Origin of the sequence: Marinicella marina (genome assembly GCF_030065545.1) — a bacterium.
Taxonomy (GTDB): domain Bacteria; phylum Pseudomonadota; class Gammaproteobacteria; order Xanthomonadales; family Marinicellaceae; genus Marinicella; species Marinicella marina.
Map to the genome: position 1 here is coordinate 179,901 of NZ_JASJNC010000002.1, position 15,346 is coordinate 195,246.

At 45.3% G+C, this 15,346-nt stretch carries 13 protein-coding genes; 2 read left to right on the forward strand and 11 right to left on the reverse strand.

Annotation, left to right across the window (positions count from 1 at the left end):
* Window positions 1-140: 140 nt before the first annotated feature.
* Entirely contained in the window at window positions 141-1,145 is a 1,005-nt protein-coding gene (locus tag QNI24_RS03505; RefSeq protein WP_283708492.1) for a YeiH family protein, read from the forward strand.
* Here the strand turns inward: QNI24_RS03505 and QNI24_RS03510 are convergent.
* The 7 genes from QNI24_RS03510 to paaZ all read right to left on the reverse strand — a co-directional run bounded on the left by QNI24_RS03510 (window position 1,101) and on the right by paaZ (window position 7,607).
* Entirely contained in the window at window positions 1,101-1,937 is an 837-nt protein-coding gene (locus tag QNI24_RS03510) for an MOSC domain-containing protein (RefSeq protein WP_267174899.1), read from the reverse strand. The genes QNI24_RS03505 and QNI24_RS03510 overlap by 45 nt on opposite strands.
* 3 nt (window positions 1,938-1,940) lie before the next feature.
* Window positions 1,941-2,633 (reverse strand): 7-cyano-7-deazaguanine synthase QueC, encoded by a 693-nt coding sequence (gene queC, locus QNI24_RS03515; RefSeq protein ID WP_267174900.1) that lies wholly within the window; start codon window positions 2,631-2,633, stop codon window positions 1,941-1,943.
* 11 nt (window positions 2,634-2,644) lie between these two features.
* On the reverse strand, window positions 2,645-3,298 hold the full coding sequence (gene queE, locus QNI24_RS03520; RefSeq protein WP_267174901.1) for a 7-carboxy-7-deazaguanine synthase QueE: 654 nt from the start codon (window positions 3,296-3,298) through the stop codon (window positions 2,645-2,647).
* Window positions 3,298-4,182: a tol-pal system protein YbgF gene (ybgF, locus tag QNI24_RS03525; RefSeq protein WP_267174902.1), complete on the reverse strand. Its 885-nt coding sequence runs from the start codon at window positions 4,180-4,182 to the stop codon at window positions 3,298-3,300. The genes queE and ybgF overlap by 1 nt, the downstream gene beginning before the upstream one ends.
* Before the next feature lie 98 nt (window positions 4,183-4,280).
* Window positions 4,281-4,814 carry a peptidoglycan-associated lipoprotein Pal gene (pal, locus tag QNI24_RS03530; protein WP_267174903.1) on the reverse strand — a complete coding sequence of 178 codons (534 nt, stop codon included), beginning with the start codon at window positions 4,812-4,814 and terminating at the stop codon, window positions 4,281-4,283.
* Between the two features lie 186 nt (window positions 4,815-5,000).
* Entirely contained in the window at window positions 5,001-5,555 is a 555-nt protein-coding gene (locus QNI24_RS03535) for a lysophospholipid acyltransferase family protein (RefSeq protein WP_267174904.1), read from the reverse strand.
* Window positions 5,556-5,558: 3 nt separating this feature from the next.
* A complete protein-coding gene (gene paaZ / locus QNI24_RS03540) occupies window positions 5,559-7,607 on the reverse strand; it encodes a phenylacetic acid degradation bifunctional protein PaaZ (RefSeq protein WP_267174905.1) in 2,049 nt (682 codons plus the stop codon).
* Window positions 7,608-7,874: 267 nt separating this feature from the next.
* Between paaZ and QNI24_RS03545 the strand changes: the two genes are divergently transcribed.
* The gene (locus QNI24_RS03545; protein ID WP_267174906.1) at window positions 7,875-12,206 is read left to right on the forward strand and encodes an ATP-binding protein; all 4,332 of its coding nucleotides are present in this window, start codon (window positions 7,875-7,877) and stop codon (window positions 12,204-12,206) included.
* Between the two features lie 6 nt (window positions 12,207-12,212).
* Here QNI24_RS03545 and QNI24_RS03550 read toward each other — a convergent pair whose 3' ends face one another.
* The 4 genes from QNI24_RS03550 to glnA all read right to left on the reverse strand — a co-directional run bounded on the left by QNI24_RS03550 (window position 12,213) and on the right by glnA (window position 15,207).
* Entirely contained in the window at window positions 12,213-12,626 is a 414-nt protein-coding gene (locus QNI24_RS03550; protein ID WP_267174907.1) for a hypothetical protein, read from the reverse strand.
* An 81-nt stretch (window positions 12,627-12,707) separates the two neighbouring features.
* Complete coding sequence (locus QNI24_RS03555; RefSeq protein WP_267174908.1) at window positions 12,708-13,160, reverse strand: GAF domain-containing protein; 453 nt, start codon at window positions 13,158-13,160, stop codon at window positions 12,708-12,710.
* A gap of 97 nt (window positions 13,161-13,257) precedes the next feature.
* Entirely contained in the window at window positions 13,258-13,656 is a 399-nt protein-coding gene (gene mscL, locus QNI24_RS03560) for a large-conductance mechanosensitive channel protein MscL (protein ID WP_267174909.1), read from the reverse strand.
* A gap of 147 nt (window positions 13,657-13,803) precedes the next feature.
* Complete coding sequence (glnA, locus tag QNI24_RS03565) at window positions 13,804-15,207, reverse strand: type I glutamate--ammonia ligase (RefSeq protein WP_267174910.1); 1,404 nt, start codon at window positions 15,205-15,207, stop codon at window positions 13,804-13,806.
* Window positions 15,208-15,346 lie beyond the last annotated feature (139 nt).

The following is a 15,346-nucleotide window of genomic DNA, read 5'->3' on the forward strand; positions in this document are numbered from 1 at the left end:
ATAAGGAATTAAAATTTTAGCAAAAAAATGCCGCCATGAGTAACAATCGCGTTGTTTTTTAGTCTGGTGTATGTCTTTCTTATGATGATTTACCTGGACTTATACTGAGCCCAACAGTCGGATTGATTTACAATGGGCACATGCGCTTGATCATTCAACACATAAGCGGCATGGCATTAACGGTTGGACTGGTTTTGTTGTGTCTGCTACTGCAGCCTCAGATCGGTATCAATTCGACCTTGGCTGCGATCATTTTGGGTTTCATGGTGGCTAATTTATTGCCCATACCTGCTGTTTATGACGCGGGTATCAAATGGTGTGAGTCACATGGCTTGTCGATTGCAGTGGCATTACTGGCCTTGCAACTTGATTGGCAAGTGATGGCTGCTGTAGATAACCTGGTGTTGTTGTTCATTGGCTTGTCTGTGCTGTTTACTTTTATGATGGCGCGGCTGTTGGCCCGACCTTTCGGTTTATCCGTGCAGCAGACCACTTTGGTGGCCAGCGGTCAAGCCATCTGCGGCTCCGCGGCAATTATGGCTGTACAGAAAGTCATTAAGGCTCCGAGCCTGGCTGCTTCTCAGGCGCTGGTATTGGTTAATTTCTTGGGCTTTGTCGGGATTTTTTTTCTGGCCTGGTTGTTGCCTTGGGTGTTTGCTGATTTGGTTAAACAAAAAGGCATCATGATTGGTAACACCCTACAGTCCATGGGCCATGTGGTGGCTGCGGGTTTTGCGGTTAATGAGGGGGTGGGGCAGACCGCTGTACTGATTAAGATGTGTCGCATCTTGTTGTTGTTGTTGCCTTTGTTGTTATTGTTGCTGTTAAAAGGCAAGTACTGGGGACGTGAGAACAGCCAAGGTACTGACGCCACAACAGGGTCATGGCTGCGCTGGATACCTTGGTTCATTTGGGCCTTTGTGGCGCTGATGGTGATTGATCAGTTGCATTGGATCGGTGAGTCACAACGTAACTGGCTGATTGAAGTCGGCGATTTCTTTTTTCTCGTTGCCATGGTAGCCATAGGGTTGGGCATTCGTTTGCGTGCATTTTTCGCCCAAGCACACCGTTTGTTGCTGTTTGGTGTGGTGCTGTTTGCTTTACAGCTGGTTTTCAGTGGTGTTTTTTTGTATTACCTGTACTGACTGTCCAACAGATAACTGCATGTTCTGACCGTTATGAATGTTGGGTATGGCATTGATGCCAAAGATGGCTTGGCCATTTTGTGGTCGTTCATTGGCTAACGTTTTCAGCACAGTACTGCCGGTTTGTTGACCTTTTTGTTGGTCAACACCGGTCATGACACAGCGTGTACATGGTTTGACTAAATCTGCTTGAAAACTTTCGGTGCTGATGCTTTGCCATTGCATTTCAGCCCAAGGGGCTTGCTCGGTTTTTACCACCACATTGGCTCTGAAACGGTCCATGCCAACAGCTTTTGGCAGCAGTTGGTTCAAGTCTGCCAATGAAGCTTCATGGGTCACTAAAATAGGGTAGCCATCAGCAAAAGCCACTGTTTCACCTTGAATGGCATAGGCAGAATCAATCGGGCGTTGACTCTCTGTACCGTAATGGACCAATGCAACTGTCTGTTTGAGGTAGGTTGATAACCATTGACTCAAATCGTTATCTACCAGATGGGCTTGTAATGAATCCTTCCACACCGTGACTGTTTTAGTTGCATTTGAATCAGCTGCTGATACCGTGATGTTCGGCATGCCAGGTGCTGAAAGTGACAAGTTAGTGGCTGTCAGTTCAGGTTTAATCAGGGCCATTTCAGGGTGTTTTCTTTGTGACAAGAACACCCCGTCTTCATCAACGACCATGTATTGGCGATCTCCAGCCAGCCCCATTTCATTGACTACAATGTTTTGGTGGGAGATGGCCGCACATGATTTGATCGGGTAGGTGTTCAGTTGGGTGATGATGGCATGCATGACTTACTGCTCAGAGCTGACAACGTACCTGGTGGGATCATCAATGCCGGCCTCCTTGAATCCTTGGCGGCGGTAATGACATGAATCACACACACCACAGGCCTCACCAGCGGCGTTGGCGCTGTAACAGCTGACCGTTTGGCTGTAATCAAAACCCAATGAATCACCCAGCTGAATGATTTTGGCTTTGTCTAAATCAATCAACGGTGTGACGATTTTAAGCAAGTTACCTTCTACTCCAGCTTTGGTGGCTAAATTAGCCATGGTCTCAAAGGCTTGGATGTATTCGGCGCGACAATCGGGGTAGCCTGAATAGTCCACCGCTGTGACGCCAATATAGATGGCTTGGGCACCCACCACTTCGGCATAGGCCAGTGCTGTTGATAAGAAAATGGTGTTTCTTGCTGGCACGTAGGTCACCGGAATTTCAGTTTGAGCCGCATCAAAATCAGGCACATCTATGTCACTGTCGGTCAGTGCCGAGCCACCAATTGAATCCAAGTTGATTTGTACTACTTTGTGCGGATTGTCACTCATGCTGTTGGCGATAGTGGTTGAGGCGTTGAGTTCTGCCAAGTGTCTTTGGCCGTAATCTATTGACAGGGTAAAGCAGTCATAACCGGCATTTTTAGCCACCGCCAAACAGGTTGAGGAATCAAGTCCACCTGACAGTAAAACCACACATTTTTTATTCATGTTTCTATCCTTTATGTACCTGGTTGGTCACCCCAAAGGTGTTTATGCAGTTGAATCTGAAACCTCACAGGCAGTTGATCGCGCAGGATCCATTCAGCCAATTGTTTCGGTGCCAACACATCAGCCACGGGTGACAGTAAGACCTGACATTTTTGTTGCAGTTGGTGTTCATCGATGATGGACTTACTCCATGCATAGTCTTTTTCATCGGCGACCACAAATTTAACTTGGTCCGCTGGGTTCAGTAATGATAAGTTTTCATAATGGTTTTTGGTCTCTTCACCGGAGCCGGGCGCTTTCATATCAATCACTTTGATGACCGCAGGATTAACCTCAGCCACAGGAATAGAGCCGGCGGTTTCAAGTGAGACCGTAAAGCCCTCACCAACCAGCAGATCTAATAAACCCAACACCCGTTTTTGCGCCAATGGTTCACCACCGGTGACACACACATAAGGTGTGCCATGTAGCTTAATGCTGGCCAAAATGTCATCAAAATGCATCCACTCACCGCCAAAAAAAGCATACTCAGTGTCGCACCAAGTACAGCGCAGTGGACAACCGGTCAGACGCACAAAAACAGTCGGCAGACCTGAAAAATTACTTTCACCTTGTAGTGAGTGAAAGATTTCAAAAATCTTCAGTTGTTTGTCGCGTTTCGGCATCAGTTAATTTTGCCTTCTCGGCGTAATAGGTTCAGACGATTCTGTGCCAAGCGAGCCACTGATTCATTGGGGAATGATTCAACCACTTTATTCAGTGCCTGTTGGGCTTGTTGGAAGTCTTCCAGCTCATGGTAGGTGTAACCAATTTTCAGCAAGGAATCAGCCAATTTACTGCTCAGTGGAAATTCATTCGCCAAAGTTTGAAAAGCCGACAAGGCCAATGGGTAATTGCGCGTGACGTAATAACTTTCACCCAACCAGTAATAGGAGTTGTCGGTGAGTTCATGATTCGGGTTGGCTTGGATAAAGTCTTCAAACAACCGTGCTGACTCATTGAAACGACCGGCTTTTAATTGGCTGAAGGCATTTTGATAGGCTTGGTCAATCGCTGGGTCGGTGGTATTGGAGGTGGCATTAAGACTGGCCTGGTTGAGGCTGTTGGTCGATAACTGGGCATCGACCGACTCTCGCACTTCAGGTGGTGTGATGGCAGCACGCCCCAATTCAGGTGGTGATAACCTGACGGTGCTGTCAGCTTGGTCACCGGCACTGCTGTCGACCACCAGTTCGTTGTTGTTATTCACTGCACCAGCCAATTTACCTTGTTCTAATTGGGTGAGCCTCGAATCAACATCCACATACAAAACCTTTTGACGCTCTTGTAGCTCTGAAATTTTAAAGTTCTGCTCTTCGATGGTGCCCTGTAATTGAGCGATTTGGGCTTGTAACTGCTGTACCTGAATCACCAAGTCACCAACGTTGTTATTGCTTTGGCCTGCGGTTTCTTGTTCCAGTTTGAGCAGGCGGTCTTGGATTGACATTTTTTGGGCTGTGGCCACTTGTGTGATCAGTAAAGACAAAGCCATGATTGTGATGTGTTTCATAAGCACCTCTGTAAATTGTTCAATGCGTGGATGTAAAAAACCCGACATAAGCCGGGTTTTTGACCATCAAAATTGATGAAAGTTTATCAATCAGCTGTTTATTTAGCGGTGTAGATGATAACGCCACGACGGTTCTTAGACCAACATGAATCGTTACTACACATTTCTTCAGGTCGCTCTTCACCGTAGCTGACTACAGCCACTTGACCCACTGCAGCACCTTGTGCACGCAATAAGTTAGCAATGGCATAACCACGTTTCTCACCCAGCGCCAAGTTGTACTCGCGTGAACCCCTTTCATCGGCGTGACCTTCAATGGTCATGCGAGCTGATGGGTTTTGTTGTAAATAGCGGGCATGCAATGACAACATTTTGCGGTACTCAGAGCGGATGGTTGACTGGTCGTAATCAAAGTAGACCTTGCGCTGTGATAACAAGCTATCTGGGTTTTCCAGATCCGCAGGGTTACAACAAATCATGCCGTCGGTTGGTACCGGTGTGGTCTCAACCACAGTGGTGTCAGTATCGGTGTTATTGTTGTCGGTTTCGACAGGCGGTTTTACGTCTTTCTTACATGCACTCATCGCTAGGGCAAAGATCAGTACAATGGCTAATTTAGTTAATTTTTTCATAGTCACTCCAAGGCTGTTAGTGAAATATCATTCAACGGTGTAGTTTACAACAAATGCTTGATAATTGAATGGTTTTTTCTTATTTATCATTGAACCGAGCATTTAAGCCCAGTTTCAGTTCAAATTCTGTGAAAAGGTGCAAGTTCTTCAGCATATAAAATTTCTACTAATTGTTGAACGCCCGTTTTATGGTTTAACTGCAATCGGCCCTTGGTTTTCTGGCTTTTTGCCTTTCACGCCAGCGAAAAATTCGCCGATGATTTTCATGTCCTCATGGATGTTGCCGGTCGGCATAAAGGCGTTACCCAGCCGCACCATTTTATTACCAAAATCCAGTGTGCCCATGGCGATCGGTACGCCAGCTTTGTAGGCGATGTGATAAAAGCCTGATTTCCAAAAATCCAAGTAAGCGCGGGTGCCCTCTGGTGACATCGCCAGTATCATTTTTTCTCTTTGGTTGAACTGTTCAACCATTTGGTCGACCATGTTGAGTTTTTTCTTGCGGTAGACTGGAATACCGCCCAAGGCACGAAAAAACCAACCAAAGGGGGAGTCAAACAACGCCCCTTTACCTAAATAGTTGAGTTTTATTTTTTCTGAAAACTTAACCAACAGCCCCAATGGAAAATCCCAATTACTGGTATGGGGTGCAGCTATCAACATGTATTTTTTTTCATCTGGTAACTCGTTGATGACTTGCCAGCCAAGTATTTTAAGAATGAATTTTGAAATCCAAGACATAACTCACTCCGCAAAGGGTTCGCTGTTTGATGCCACCATGGTTAAAATATCGTAAGCTGCCACCACTTCATCATGCTGGTTAATGGCTTGTAAATCCCACCGCACTTCGCCGTAACCCTTACCCCGGCGGTAAGATTTTTGTTTGCAGGTCAGTTGAATGGTGATGACATCACCGGGATAAACCGGTTCAGTAAAGCGCAAATCATCCAAGCCATAATTAGCCAATACAGGGCCCTCGTCGGGATAAACAAATAAACCGGCAGCCATTGAAACCAAGAAATAACCATGGGCCACACGCCCATCAAAAAACGGGTTGCGGGCAGCGGCATCCTCATCCATGTGGGCATAAAAATGATCGCCCGATAAATCAGCAAAGGCTTCGATATCACCCAAAGTAATCTCTCGACTGGCTGTGGTGATGGCTTGACCCACTGCTAATTCTTCATAGTGTAATTTGAATGGGTGCGTTGGTGGCTCAATGGTGGCTGCTTTGGGCATGTATTTTGCAGTCAGTTTAGTCAGGGTAGTTGGTGAGCCTTGGATGGCTGTGCGTTGCATGTAATGTTTAACACCACGGATACCACCCATCTCTTCACCACCACCGGCGCGGCCCGGACCACCATGTACTAGATGAGGCAAGGGCGAACCGTGGCCTGATGATTCACCAGCTGAATCGCGGTTGATCAACATCAAACGACCATGGAAGGCAGCGGTGCGATTAACCAATTCACATACCGCATCATCGTCTTGGCCAAAAATAGAACCCACCAAAGAACCTTGGCCCAAGTTTGCCAGCTGTCCAGCTTCTGCCAGCGTGTCATAGGGCATCAAAGTGGAAACCGGTCCAAAAGCTTCGATGTCATGGGCTTGGTGGTGAACCAACGGTTGTTTATTTAATAACAAAATTGGTGAGACAAAAGCGCCGGCTTCGTCATTGGCGCCGGTGACTGCCACTTGATTGGGGTCGCCATAGATCAATTCACAGCTTTGTTGTAACTCAGCCACCCGTTCTCTGACTTCTTGTTGTTGTGCCATGCTGGCCAACGAACCCATTTTTACACCTTCTATTGTGGGGTCACCGATGGTGACTTCAGCCAATTCTTTGCTGATGGCTTGGGCCACGGCATCGGTCAGTTCGGCTGGCACAATGGCCCGTCTGATGGCGGTACATTTCTGTCCGGCTTTAACGGTCATTTCCCTGACCACTTCTTTGACATACAAATCAAATTCCGGAGTGTCAGGCGTGGCATCAGGGGTCAGAATAGAACAGTTCAATGAATCAGCTTCCATGGTGAACCGCACGGCATTTTTGGTGATGTTATCTCTGGATTTGAGGTACTGACCAGTGGCTGCTGAACCGGTGAATGCCACCACATCTTGGCAAGTCAATAAGTCCAATAAATTACCGGTTGAACCACAGATAAGTTGCACCGAGCCTTCAGGTAACACCCCTGAATCTATCATCGCCTGGAACATCAATTCAGTTAAGTATGCCGTGTCTGATGCCGGCTTAACGATGGCGGGTACGCCACCCAGAAGACTGGGAGCCAGTTTTTCTAACATGCCCCAACAAGGGAAGTTAAAGGCGTTGATATGAATGGCCACGCCTTGTAGCGAGGTGCATATGTGCTGCGCCAAGAAGGTACCGTTTTTAGAAATGTGTTCAGGTGGACCGTCTAACAAAATGTGGTGGTCTGGCATTTCTCGTCGGCCTTTGCCCGAATAGACAAACAAAGTGCCGATACCACCATCGATATCGATCCATGAGTCCAGTTTGGTGGCACCAGTGGCAGCCGATAATTGATAAAATTCTTTTTTCCTTGAGGTCAGGTAAAGTGCTAATTCTTTCAGCATCAAGGCTCTTTCGTGGAATGTCATTTTGGCCAAAGCAGCTTGGCCAGTGGTTTTGGCATAGTCCAACATGCCAGAAAAGTCTAGGCCGGCGCTGGAAATCTGCGCAATGGCTTGGCCATTGATGGCGTGGTTACAGGTCTTAAATCCTTCTTTGGCAGTGTGCCATTGTCCTTTGGCATAGCTTTTTAATTGATTCATAGTTTTCTTATTTGGCAGCAGGCATAGCAACGTATTCAATCGTGCGCTCAATCAAGCACAACGTTGATGCCAAGCATTGTGGAGTTTTTGTCCCGGTGATTTGAATCATCAAATCGTTGCACGATTATAACATGTGATGCCACCTTGCAAATTCAGAAAATCAGTTGGTTTTAAGTTATGATAGTCACAGGACAATTAGTTAAAGCTGTCTACTCGGGCAGACCTGATTGGCAGCTCAACATTCTGGATACCTGAAGCATGAACCCAATGACAGCATCTGTAACCTACCAAAAAGTGGCCTTTATTCTGAGCATGATATTCGCTGGTGCAGTGTTCGCTGAAATCAGTTCAGTCAAATTTGTCAACATCGAAGTCTATGATACTTACGAGGGATTGGCTGGCAATAAAGTCACACAAATAGAACAAGATTCAGATGGTTATATGTGGTTTGGTACCCACGGTGGTATGAGTCGATTTGACAGTCAAAACTTTGTTAATTTTAAGCAAGACACTTTGGCTGCTGACATGTTGCCAGCCAATGAAATATCCTTGTTTCATGGCACCGAAACGGACATTTGGTTGAGCTTGAATGATGTCGGTTTAGCACGTTACCATCGTGCCAGTAATGAATTTGAATTATTGCCGGTCGGCGTAGGTATCAGTGATGGGATTGAACATCCTGTGGTTTTTACCATCACTGCAGATAAGCAGGGCCAAGTATGGGTGTTTCAGTTTGACCACGGTATTTCAATCTATCATCCGACATCGAAGCAATTCAAGCACCTGAATCTAGAAAACACCGAATGGCTGCCTTCGGTGCGCTTTTTTGACAGTAAAACCGATCAATCAGGTGATATTTGGGTGGCCACCTTGGAAGGGCACATCATCAAAATTAACCCAACTGACCTGAGTGCAAAGACTTATGCCATCGAATACGACGCAGCCGATAACCGCACTGCCAGAATGTACAGCCTGTCAGTGGGCAAGGATAACTTGATTTATGCTTCAGGCTACCAAGGTGTTTATCGCCTGAACCCAACAACCGATGCATTTGAGTTGATGATTTCAGCACAAAACATCATTGATTTAATGGGTGAGCGTCTGACGGTCAGAAGCCTGATGGCTGATTCCAATGACAACCTCTGGTTGGCCACGCGAGAAGGCTTGATTTTGTACCGAGCCAATCAAATTGTAGCAATTAAATTTTTGGAGCGTGGTAAACCACACAGCAAAAACAGCAGCATCCGTTCGGTGTATGAAGATGATGAACAGAACATTTGGGTAGCGACTGAAGAGCAGGGTGTGATTAAACTCAATAATGACTGGGACAAACACCAAATATTGTTGCCATTTGAAGATTTAACTCAGGTTGAAAACCGCATCGAATATGTACAAAGTGATCATGGTAATTTAGAGGATTCATTTTGGGTATACAACAACGGAGCACACTCATTGGAGGCGCTTCGTTACCAGCGAGGTCAGTTGAAAACAATCCAACGCTTTGATCACAATCAGGCATTACCAGAGTCAGTGGTGGGGTTTTATCAAGACAGTGATTTTCGGTTGTGGGTGGCTGCCGTCAGTGGCTTGTATTATTTTGATCCAGCAACTCAAGCTTTTGTGATGGTTGAAACAACTTTGCTTGATGGTGGCATTACCGGGGTGTTTGAGAGCAGTGAATTGTTGTATTTCACCATGTACGGCGATCGGCAACTTTACAGCGTCGACAAGTTAGATTTGTCGGTTAAGCAGCAACCCTTGCAGCTGCTTAACGACACCCTTTCAAGCCAAATCAAAGGCCCTCAAGGCAGTTACTGGTTAGTGGGTAATCGTGGCTTAGAAAAATTTGATCCCATTGCAGTTACCTCCACCACTTTAATTAATTCAAGTGAAGGTTTCAGTGATTTAACCCTGGATTCAGCGGCAGAAAAGTTGTGGTTGCTGGCCAATGGTAAGTTGCTGGAGTACAACACGGCTGAGAATAATTTAGTCGCGCAAGACACCGGCATCATCAATGCCAATATCTCAACAGCCTATGCCCAAGGCATTGAATTGATCGACGGCTTGTTGTGGATTGATTCTGAAGATGGAGTGGTGGTGATTGATCCGACGAGTGATGAAGTGGTACAGCGTTATTCGGTGGCTGAAAACTTACCCAATAATAAGGTGATTGCTGTTGAGCAGTTGTATGATGATTCAATCATGGTCTTTACCGAATCAGGATTGATGCAACTCGATGATCAGGTGGGCGCCAATTTAGGCATGCAATCAAAGCCTAAAATGATACTGCAACAAACCAGCCTCAATGGTCAACCAAGCGCCATAGGTGATGCACTTGATTACAATTACGGCAGCTTGGCATTCGATTACCAATTGTTGTCTTTCAAAAACCCCGAAAAACACCAATACCAATACCGCATTCATGCTGATGGCGAATGGGAAAACATAGCACAACAGGGCAGCCTCACATTCCACCAGTTACCGGCAGGGCATTATGAGTTTTCGGTCAGAGGCAGAAACCTTGGGGAATTATGGTCTGAACCAGTCAGTTACAATTTTGAAGTCGCTGCACCGCCGTGGAAAAGCAAGCTGGCATATATGTTGTACGCTTTGGTTGGGTTATTGTTTATGGGGGTTTTGTTTTACCTTTACCGCAAGCGCTGGCAGTACACCGCCGAGATTGATCAAGCCCATGCCAGCCAAGCATTTGCTGAGACGCAGTTGTCATTAACCACCTCACTGGTCAGTTCGCTGGAAACAGATCAATTGTTAGAGAAAATAAAACAACAGTTCAAAGACAAGATTGCGGTTGATCATGTGGCCGTCAGTTATTGGAACAGCGAAAATAATTACCAACTTTTCAGCGATAAAACACTTGATACAACAGCAAAAAATGCGCTGGGTGCCAGGGCCTTGCAAATGTTTGAGGCCGATCTGACGCAAGCCACTGAAGTGTCAGAAAGGGGTCATGTGTTGTGGGTGCTGTTCAGTCATTCTGCTGCCCGCTTGGGGTTGGTGGCGCTGCACCGCAAACACAAACCATTCAGTCGATCTGATGTCAGTTTAGCTAAGGCGTATGCCACCCAATCATCTTTGGCTCTGGAAAACGCCAGGCTGTTCGAAGCAGTTAATGATTTGGCTGCCCAGGCCAATGCATCGAATCAAGCCAAGAGTGATTTTTTGGCGCAAGTGTCGCATGAAATAAGAACACCGATGAATGGTATTTTGGGCATGAATGAACTGCTACTGGGAACTGAGCTCAACGAAGAACAACACCTTTATGCCAACGCTGTGGCCGAGTCGGGTGAACATTTATTGCACATCATCAATGACATTTTAGATTTGTCTAAAATTGAAGCGGGAGAATTGGTGCTTGAACTGCGGCCGGTTGATTTGGTGCAAGTAATCAACCAAGTGGTTCAATCCTTTGTCTCTACCAGTAAAAATAAAAAACTGATGTTTTGGGTTGATATTCACCCTGGTTTACAGCAATCACGGATGGTTGATTCCGTGCGCTTAAAACAAGTCATTATGAATTTGTTGAGCAATGCTTTCAAATTCACCCACCAGGGATCGGTTTCCTTGCTGATCGAACCCAATGATGATGAAGTTGAAATAGTGATCAATGACAGCGGCATTGGTATTGAACAAGCAACTTTGGCCACTTTATTTGATCCTTTCACTCAAGCAGACAGCTCCATCACCAGAAAATACGGTGGTACGGGTTTGGGTTTAAGTATCGTCAATAAGTTGGTAGAAAAAATGTCAGGAAGTATTGAAATCATCAGTGAGGTGGGTATCGGAACCAACGTAAAATGTCGCATACCGATGGATTTAGCTGAGGGTAGCCACGTCAAGCCCAGTTTAAACAAGTCAGTCGATTTAATCAGTCATGATGACAACAATAACAAAGGCTTAATTCAAGCCATCAGGCACGCCATCAGCGCTGCTGGTCTGACTATCAATGCACAAGAATCGGCCAATACCGATGGTTTAATTTTGCTTCACCTACCTGGCCTATCTGAGGCTAAAAAAGCAACAGCAGATGAAGCCATACTGGCGGCTAACCGCGAGTTAACGCCAGTGTATGTGCTCAAGCCATCTTACATCAATCGTGTGGATTATGAAGGTACTTATCGATGCTTGGATTTACCGGTGAATTCAGACGAGTTAAGAAAGTTGTTCAATGCACGAATCGATCACTCAAAGCAAAATGAACTTGCTGGTCCAGATAAGCACCTCAAGTCTTTGCATATTCTGGTGGTGGAGGATAACCCAATTAACCAGCAGTTGTTACTCGAGTTGTTGGAAAAAGAGGGTCATATGATGGATATTTTTGATGATGCTAATCATGCCTTGGCAGGCATCAATAACAACAATTACGACATGTTGTTGGTGGATTATCATTTGCCTGACTTGACTGGTATTGAGTTCATTCAAGCCTGCAGGTCTATCGGAGTGACCGCCAAAGCAGTGATTATGACGGCTGATTTATCCGAAGAACTGAGGCAGTTGTGTGAGATCAATGAAGTAGATAAACTGATTACTAAGCCGTTTAAACTGAGAGATTTAATGGCAGTCATCAATGATCAGCAATGATGGTTTTTAAGTTGATTTTCTCTGGTTGATCTTACCGTTGATGTCGTTCAAAGCTTCATTCAGCTTTTTAACCAGCAAGTCTTTTTTTTCCGGATCAACATATTTGGATTCAAAAGCAGTTTGGGTTTTCACAATCAAATCATCAAAATTCTTACCTTCATATTTGATTGGTTCCATTTCGTCTTTATCAGCGTCATCAAACAAGCCAATCCATTTTTCAGACATCCGCCCGTAGCTAAGGATGCGATAGACATAGCGGCCAGGTCGTTCGCTGTGTATAACCAAACCAATCAAGGCAGCAAAAAAACACAACGGCATCAGGGCCAAATCGCGTAAGCCATCGACGATTAATTTGAGTTGTAAAACAATGGTATCGCGCACCACTTCGGTGCGTGAATTGGTATCTGGTGTTTCTGACATTTAAATTCCGAAGCTCTTTTTTATGATTTTAACTCAAGTCACTGAATGAATTAATGTGTCTAAGGTCACCAATCCAATCAGTTAATGCTTGAGTGACTTTACAAAAATAGTAACAACCGCTTCGAAGAATTCTTTTTCAGCTGCACCAAAACGATTCAAGACGGGGCTGTCGACATCCAACACACCACTGATTTGATTGGTATAAAATGGCACCACTATTTCAGATTCAGAGGCGGCATCACAAGCCACATGACCGGCAAACGCGTGAACGTCCTTGACCACTTCTGTGGTTTGGTTAGCAAAAGCCGTACCACAGACGCCCTGGCCAATTGTTAAGCGGGTACAGGCGGGCTGTCCATGAAACGGGCCAAGCACCAGTTCTTCACCTAGTTGGTAATAAAAGCCCAACCAATTAACATCATCTAAATTATGGTACAAAAAAGATGACAAGTTGGCTGCATTGGCTTGTGGGTCTGTTTCAACAGACAACAAGGCTTCGAGTTGTTTTAATAACAGTGAATAAGATTGGCTCATGAGGGATATTATGCCTAAAAAAAACAACAATGGGGCTGAAGTTATGGCAATTCAAGCCATATTCAAAGCCCCATTTAAAGTGTTTAAACTGCGTGGTTTATTTTTTTAATAAATCCCTGATTTCAGCCAATAATTTTTCTTCATTCGATGGCTCGGGCGGCGCAGCCGGTGCTTCTTCCTCTTTTTTCTTTAGATTATTCATGACCTTGACCACCATAAATACAGCAAAAGCGATGATCAGAAAATCGATGGTGGTTTGGACAAAAGCGCCCCATTGTATGGCCACTGCCTCAGCCGATTCTGTTGCTGGCTTGAGCACATATTCCAAATCAGAAAAGTCCACGCCGCCAATCAATAATCCCAGTGGTGGCATCAATACACCACTGACAAAGGCCGCAACAATCTTGCCAAAAGCGGCACCTATGATAATACCGACGGCCATGTCCATGACATTGCCTTTGACTGCGAACTTTTTAAATTCTGTCATCATTCCCATATTCATTCTCCTCTGTTGTTAATAATCTCATGTTGTATGTTCGGCTAATTATTTTAATTGCGAATGGACTGATTGGGGAAAAATTTTGTTAAACAAAGTAAAAAGCCCGCTTTGGGCGGGCTTTTTTATTTGAATTTGAATGCTGTTTTATAATGAATAGTACATGTCAAATTCGGCAGGGTGTGTTGCCATGCGGATGCGATCAACTTCCGCTTGTTTTAACTCGATGAAACCATCAATCACGTCATCAGTGAATACACCGCCTGCTTTCAAAAAGTCGCGATCGTTATCCAATGCTTCCAAAGCTTGATCCAAAGAGTGACAAACTGTTGGGATGTCTTTGGCTTCCTCTGGTGGTAAATCGTACAAATCTTTGTCCATGGCTGAACCTGGATCAATCTTATTTTTGATGCCATCAAGACCGGCCATCATCATCGCCGCAAACATCAAATATGGGTTACCCATAGGGTCACCGAATCGCACTTCAATGCGGCGTGCTTTGGGGTTGTTAACAAATGGAATACGAACTGAGGCAGAGCGGTTACGTGCTGAGTAGGCCAACATCACCGGTGCTTCGAAGCCAGGTACCAAGCGACGGTAGGAGTTGGTTGACGCGTTGGCAAATGCGTTGATGGCGCGGGCATGTTTGAAAATACCACCGATGTAATGCAAAGCGGTCTCAGACAGACCACCATAGCCGTCACCAGTAAATAAGTTATCACCGCCTTTACTCAATGACTGGTGAACGTGCATGCCTGAGCCGTTATCACCAACGATTGGTTTGGGCATGAAAGTGGCAGTGTAGCCATAATCATGGGCGACGTTGTGTACAGCGTATTTCATCATCAATACTTCATCGGCCTTTTTCACCAGGGTATTGAATTTTGCACCAATTTCACACTGGCCAGCGGTACCCACTTCGTGGTGGTGCACTTCAATTTCTAGGCCCATGTCTTGCATTACCTTACACATGGCAGAACGCAAGTCATTCAATGAATCAACCGGCGGTACTGGGAAGTAGCCACCCTTAACGCGTGGTCTGTGGCCGGAGTTTTCAGTGGCATCGCTGCCAGATTCCCAAGCGCCTTCGCGTGAGTAAATTTCATAGCGACAGTCATTGGCATCGGTTTTCCAGCTGACGCCGTCAAAAACGAAAAACTCAGGTTCAGGACCAAAGAAAGCAGTATCAGCAATACCAGATTGATTCAAGAAAGCCTCTGCACGCTTGGCAATCGAACGTGGATCACGTTCATAGCCTTGCATGGTGTTAGGTTCCAAAATGTCACAGCGAATGACCAAGGTTGGGTATTGACTGAATGGATCAATAAAGGCAGTGTCAGGCTCAGGCATGAGAACCATGTCAGATTCATTGATGCCTTTCCAACCATTGATAGACGAGCCGTCGAACATTTTTCCGTCCTCGAATAACTCTTCATCAACCTGTGATGTCGGTAAAGTCACGTGGTGTTCTTTACCAGCTGTGTCACAAAACCTCAGGTCCACAAAATCAATGTTCTCGTCTTTTATTAGATTTAAAATTTTATCGCTCATTCAAGTAACCTTTGTGTTTTAAGAATGCGCGTATTTTAAGGTTATGACGATTTTAAAAACATACGCAATTCTGCGTGGAATCAAGTGACAATTTGACTTAAGATAGATTCATGCTAATACCTACTGAATGCCGGAGAAT

Bases quoted from the DNA above. Each gene is read 5' to 3' on its own strand.
- QNI24_RS03505 (WP_283708492.1), top strand. From the start codon at position 141: ATGCGCTTGATCATTCAACACATAAGCGGCATGGCATTAACGGTTGGA.
- QNI24_RS03555 (WP_267174908.1), bottom strand. From the start codon at position 13,160: ATGAGCCAATCTTATTCACTGTTATTAAAACAACTCGAAGCCTTGTTG.
- pal (WP_267174903.1), bottom strand. From the start codon at position 4,814: ATGAAAAAATTAACTAAATTAGCCATTGTACTGATCTTTGCCCTAGCG.
- ybgF (WP_267174902.1), bottom strand. From the start codon at position 4,182: ATGAAACACATCACAATCATGGCTTTGTCTTTACTGATCACACAAGTG.
- QNI24_RS03545 (WP_267174906.1), top strand. From the start codon at position 7,875: ATGACAGCATCTGTAACCTACCAAAAAGTGGCCTTTATTCTGAGCATG.
- QNI24_RS03510 (WP_267174899.1), bottom strand. From the start codon at position 1,937: ATGCATGCCATCATCACCCAACTGAACACCTACCCGATCAAATCATGT.
- QNI24_RS03550 (WP_267174907.1), bottom strand. From the start codon at position 12,626: ATGTCAGAAACACCAGATACCAATTCACGCACCGAAGTGGTGCGCGAT.
- mscL (WP_267174909.1), bottom strand. From the start codon at position 13,656: ATGGGAATGATGACAGAATTTAAAAAGTTCGCAGTCAAAGGCAATGTC.
- glnA (WP_267174910.1), bottom strand. From the start codon at position 15,207: ATGAGCGATAAAATTTTAAATCTAATAAAAGACGAGAACATTGATTTT.
- paaZ (WP_267174905.1), bottom strand. From the start codon at position 7,607: ATGAATCAATTAAAAAGCTATGCCAAAGGACAATGGCACACTGCCAAA.
- QNI24_RS03535 (WP_267174904.1), bottom strand. From the start codon at position 5,555: ATGTCTTGGATTTCAAAATTCATTCTTAAAATACTTGGCTGGCAAGTC.
- queC (WP_267174900.1), bottom strand. From the start codon at position 2,633: ATGAATAAAAAATGTGTGGTTTTACTGTCAGGTGGACTTGATTCCTCA.
- queE (WP_267174901.1), bottom strand. From the start codon at position 3,298: ATGCCGAAACGCGACAAACAACTGAAGATTTTTGAAATCTTTCACTCA.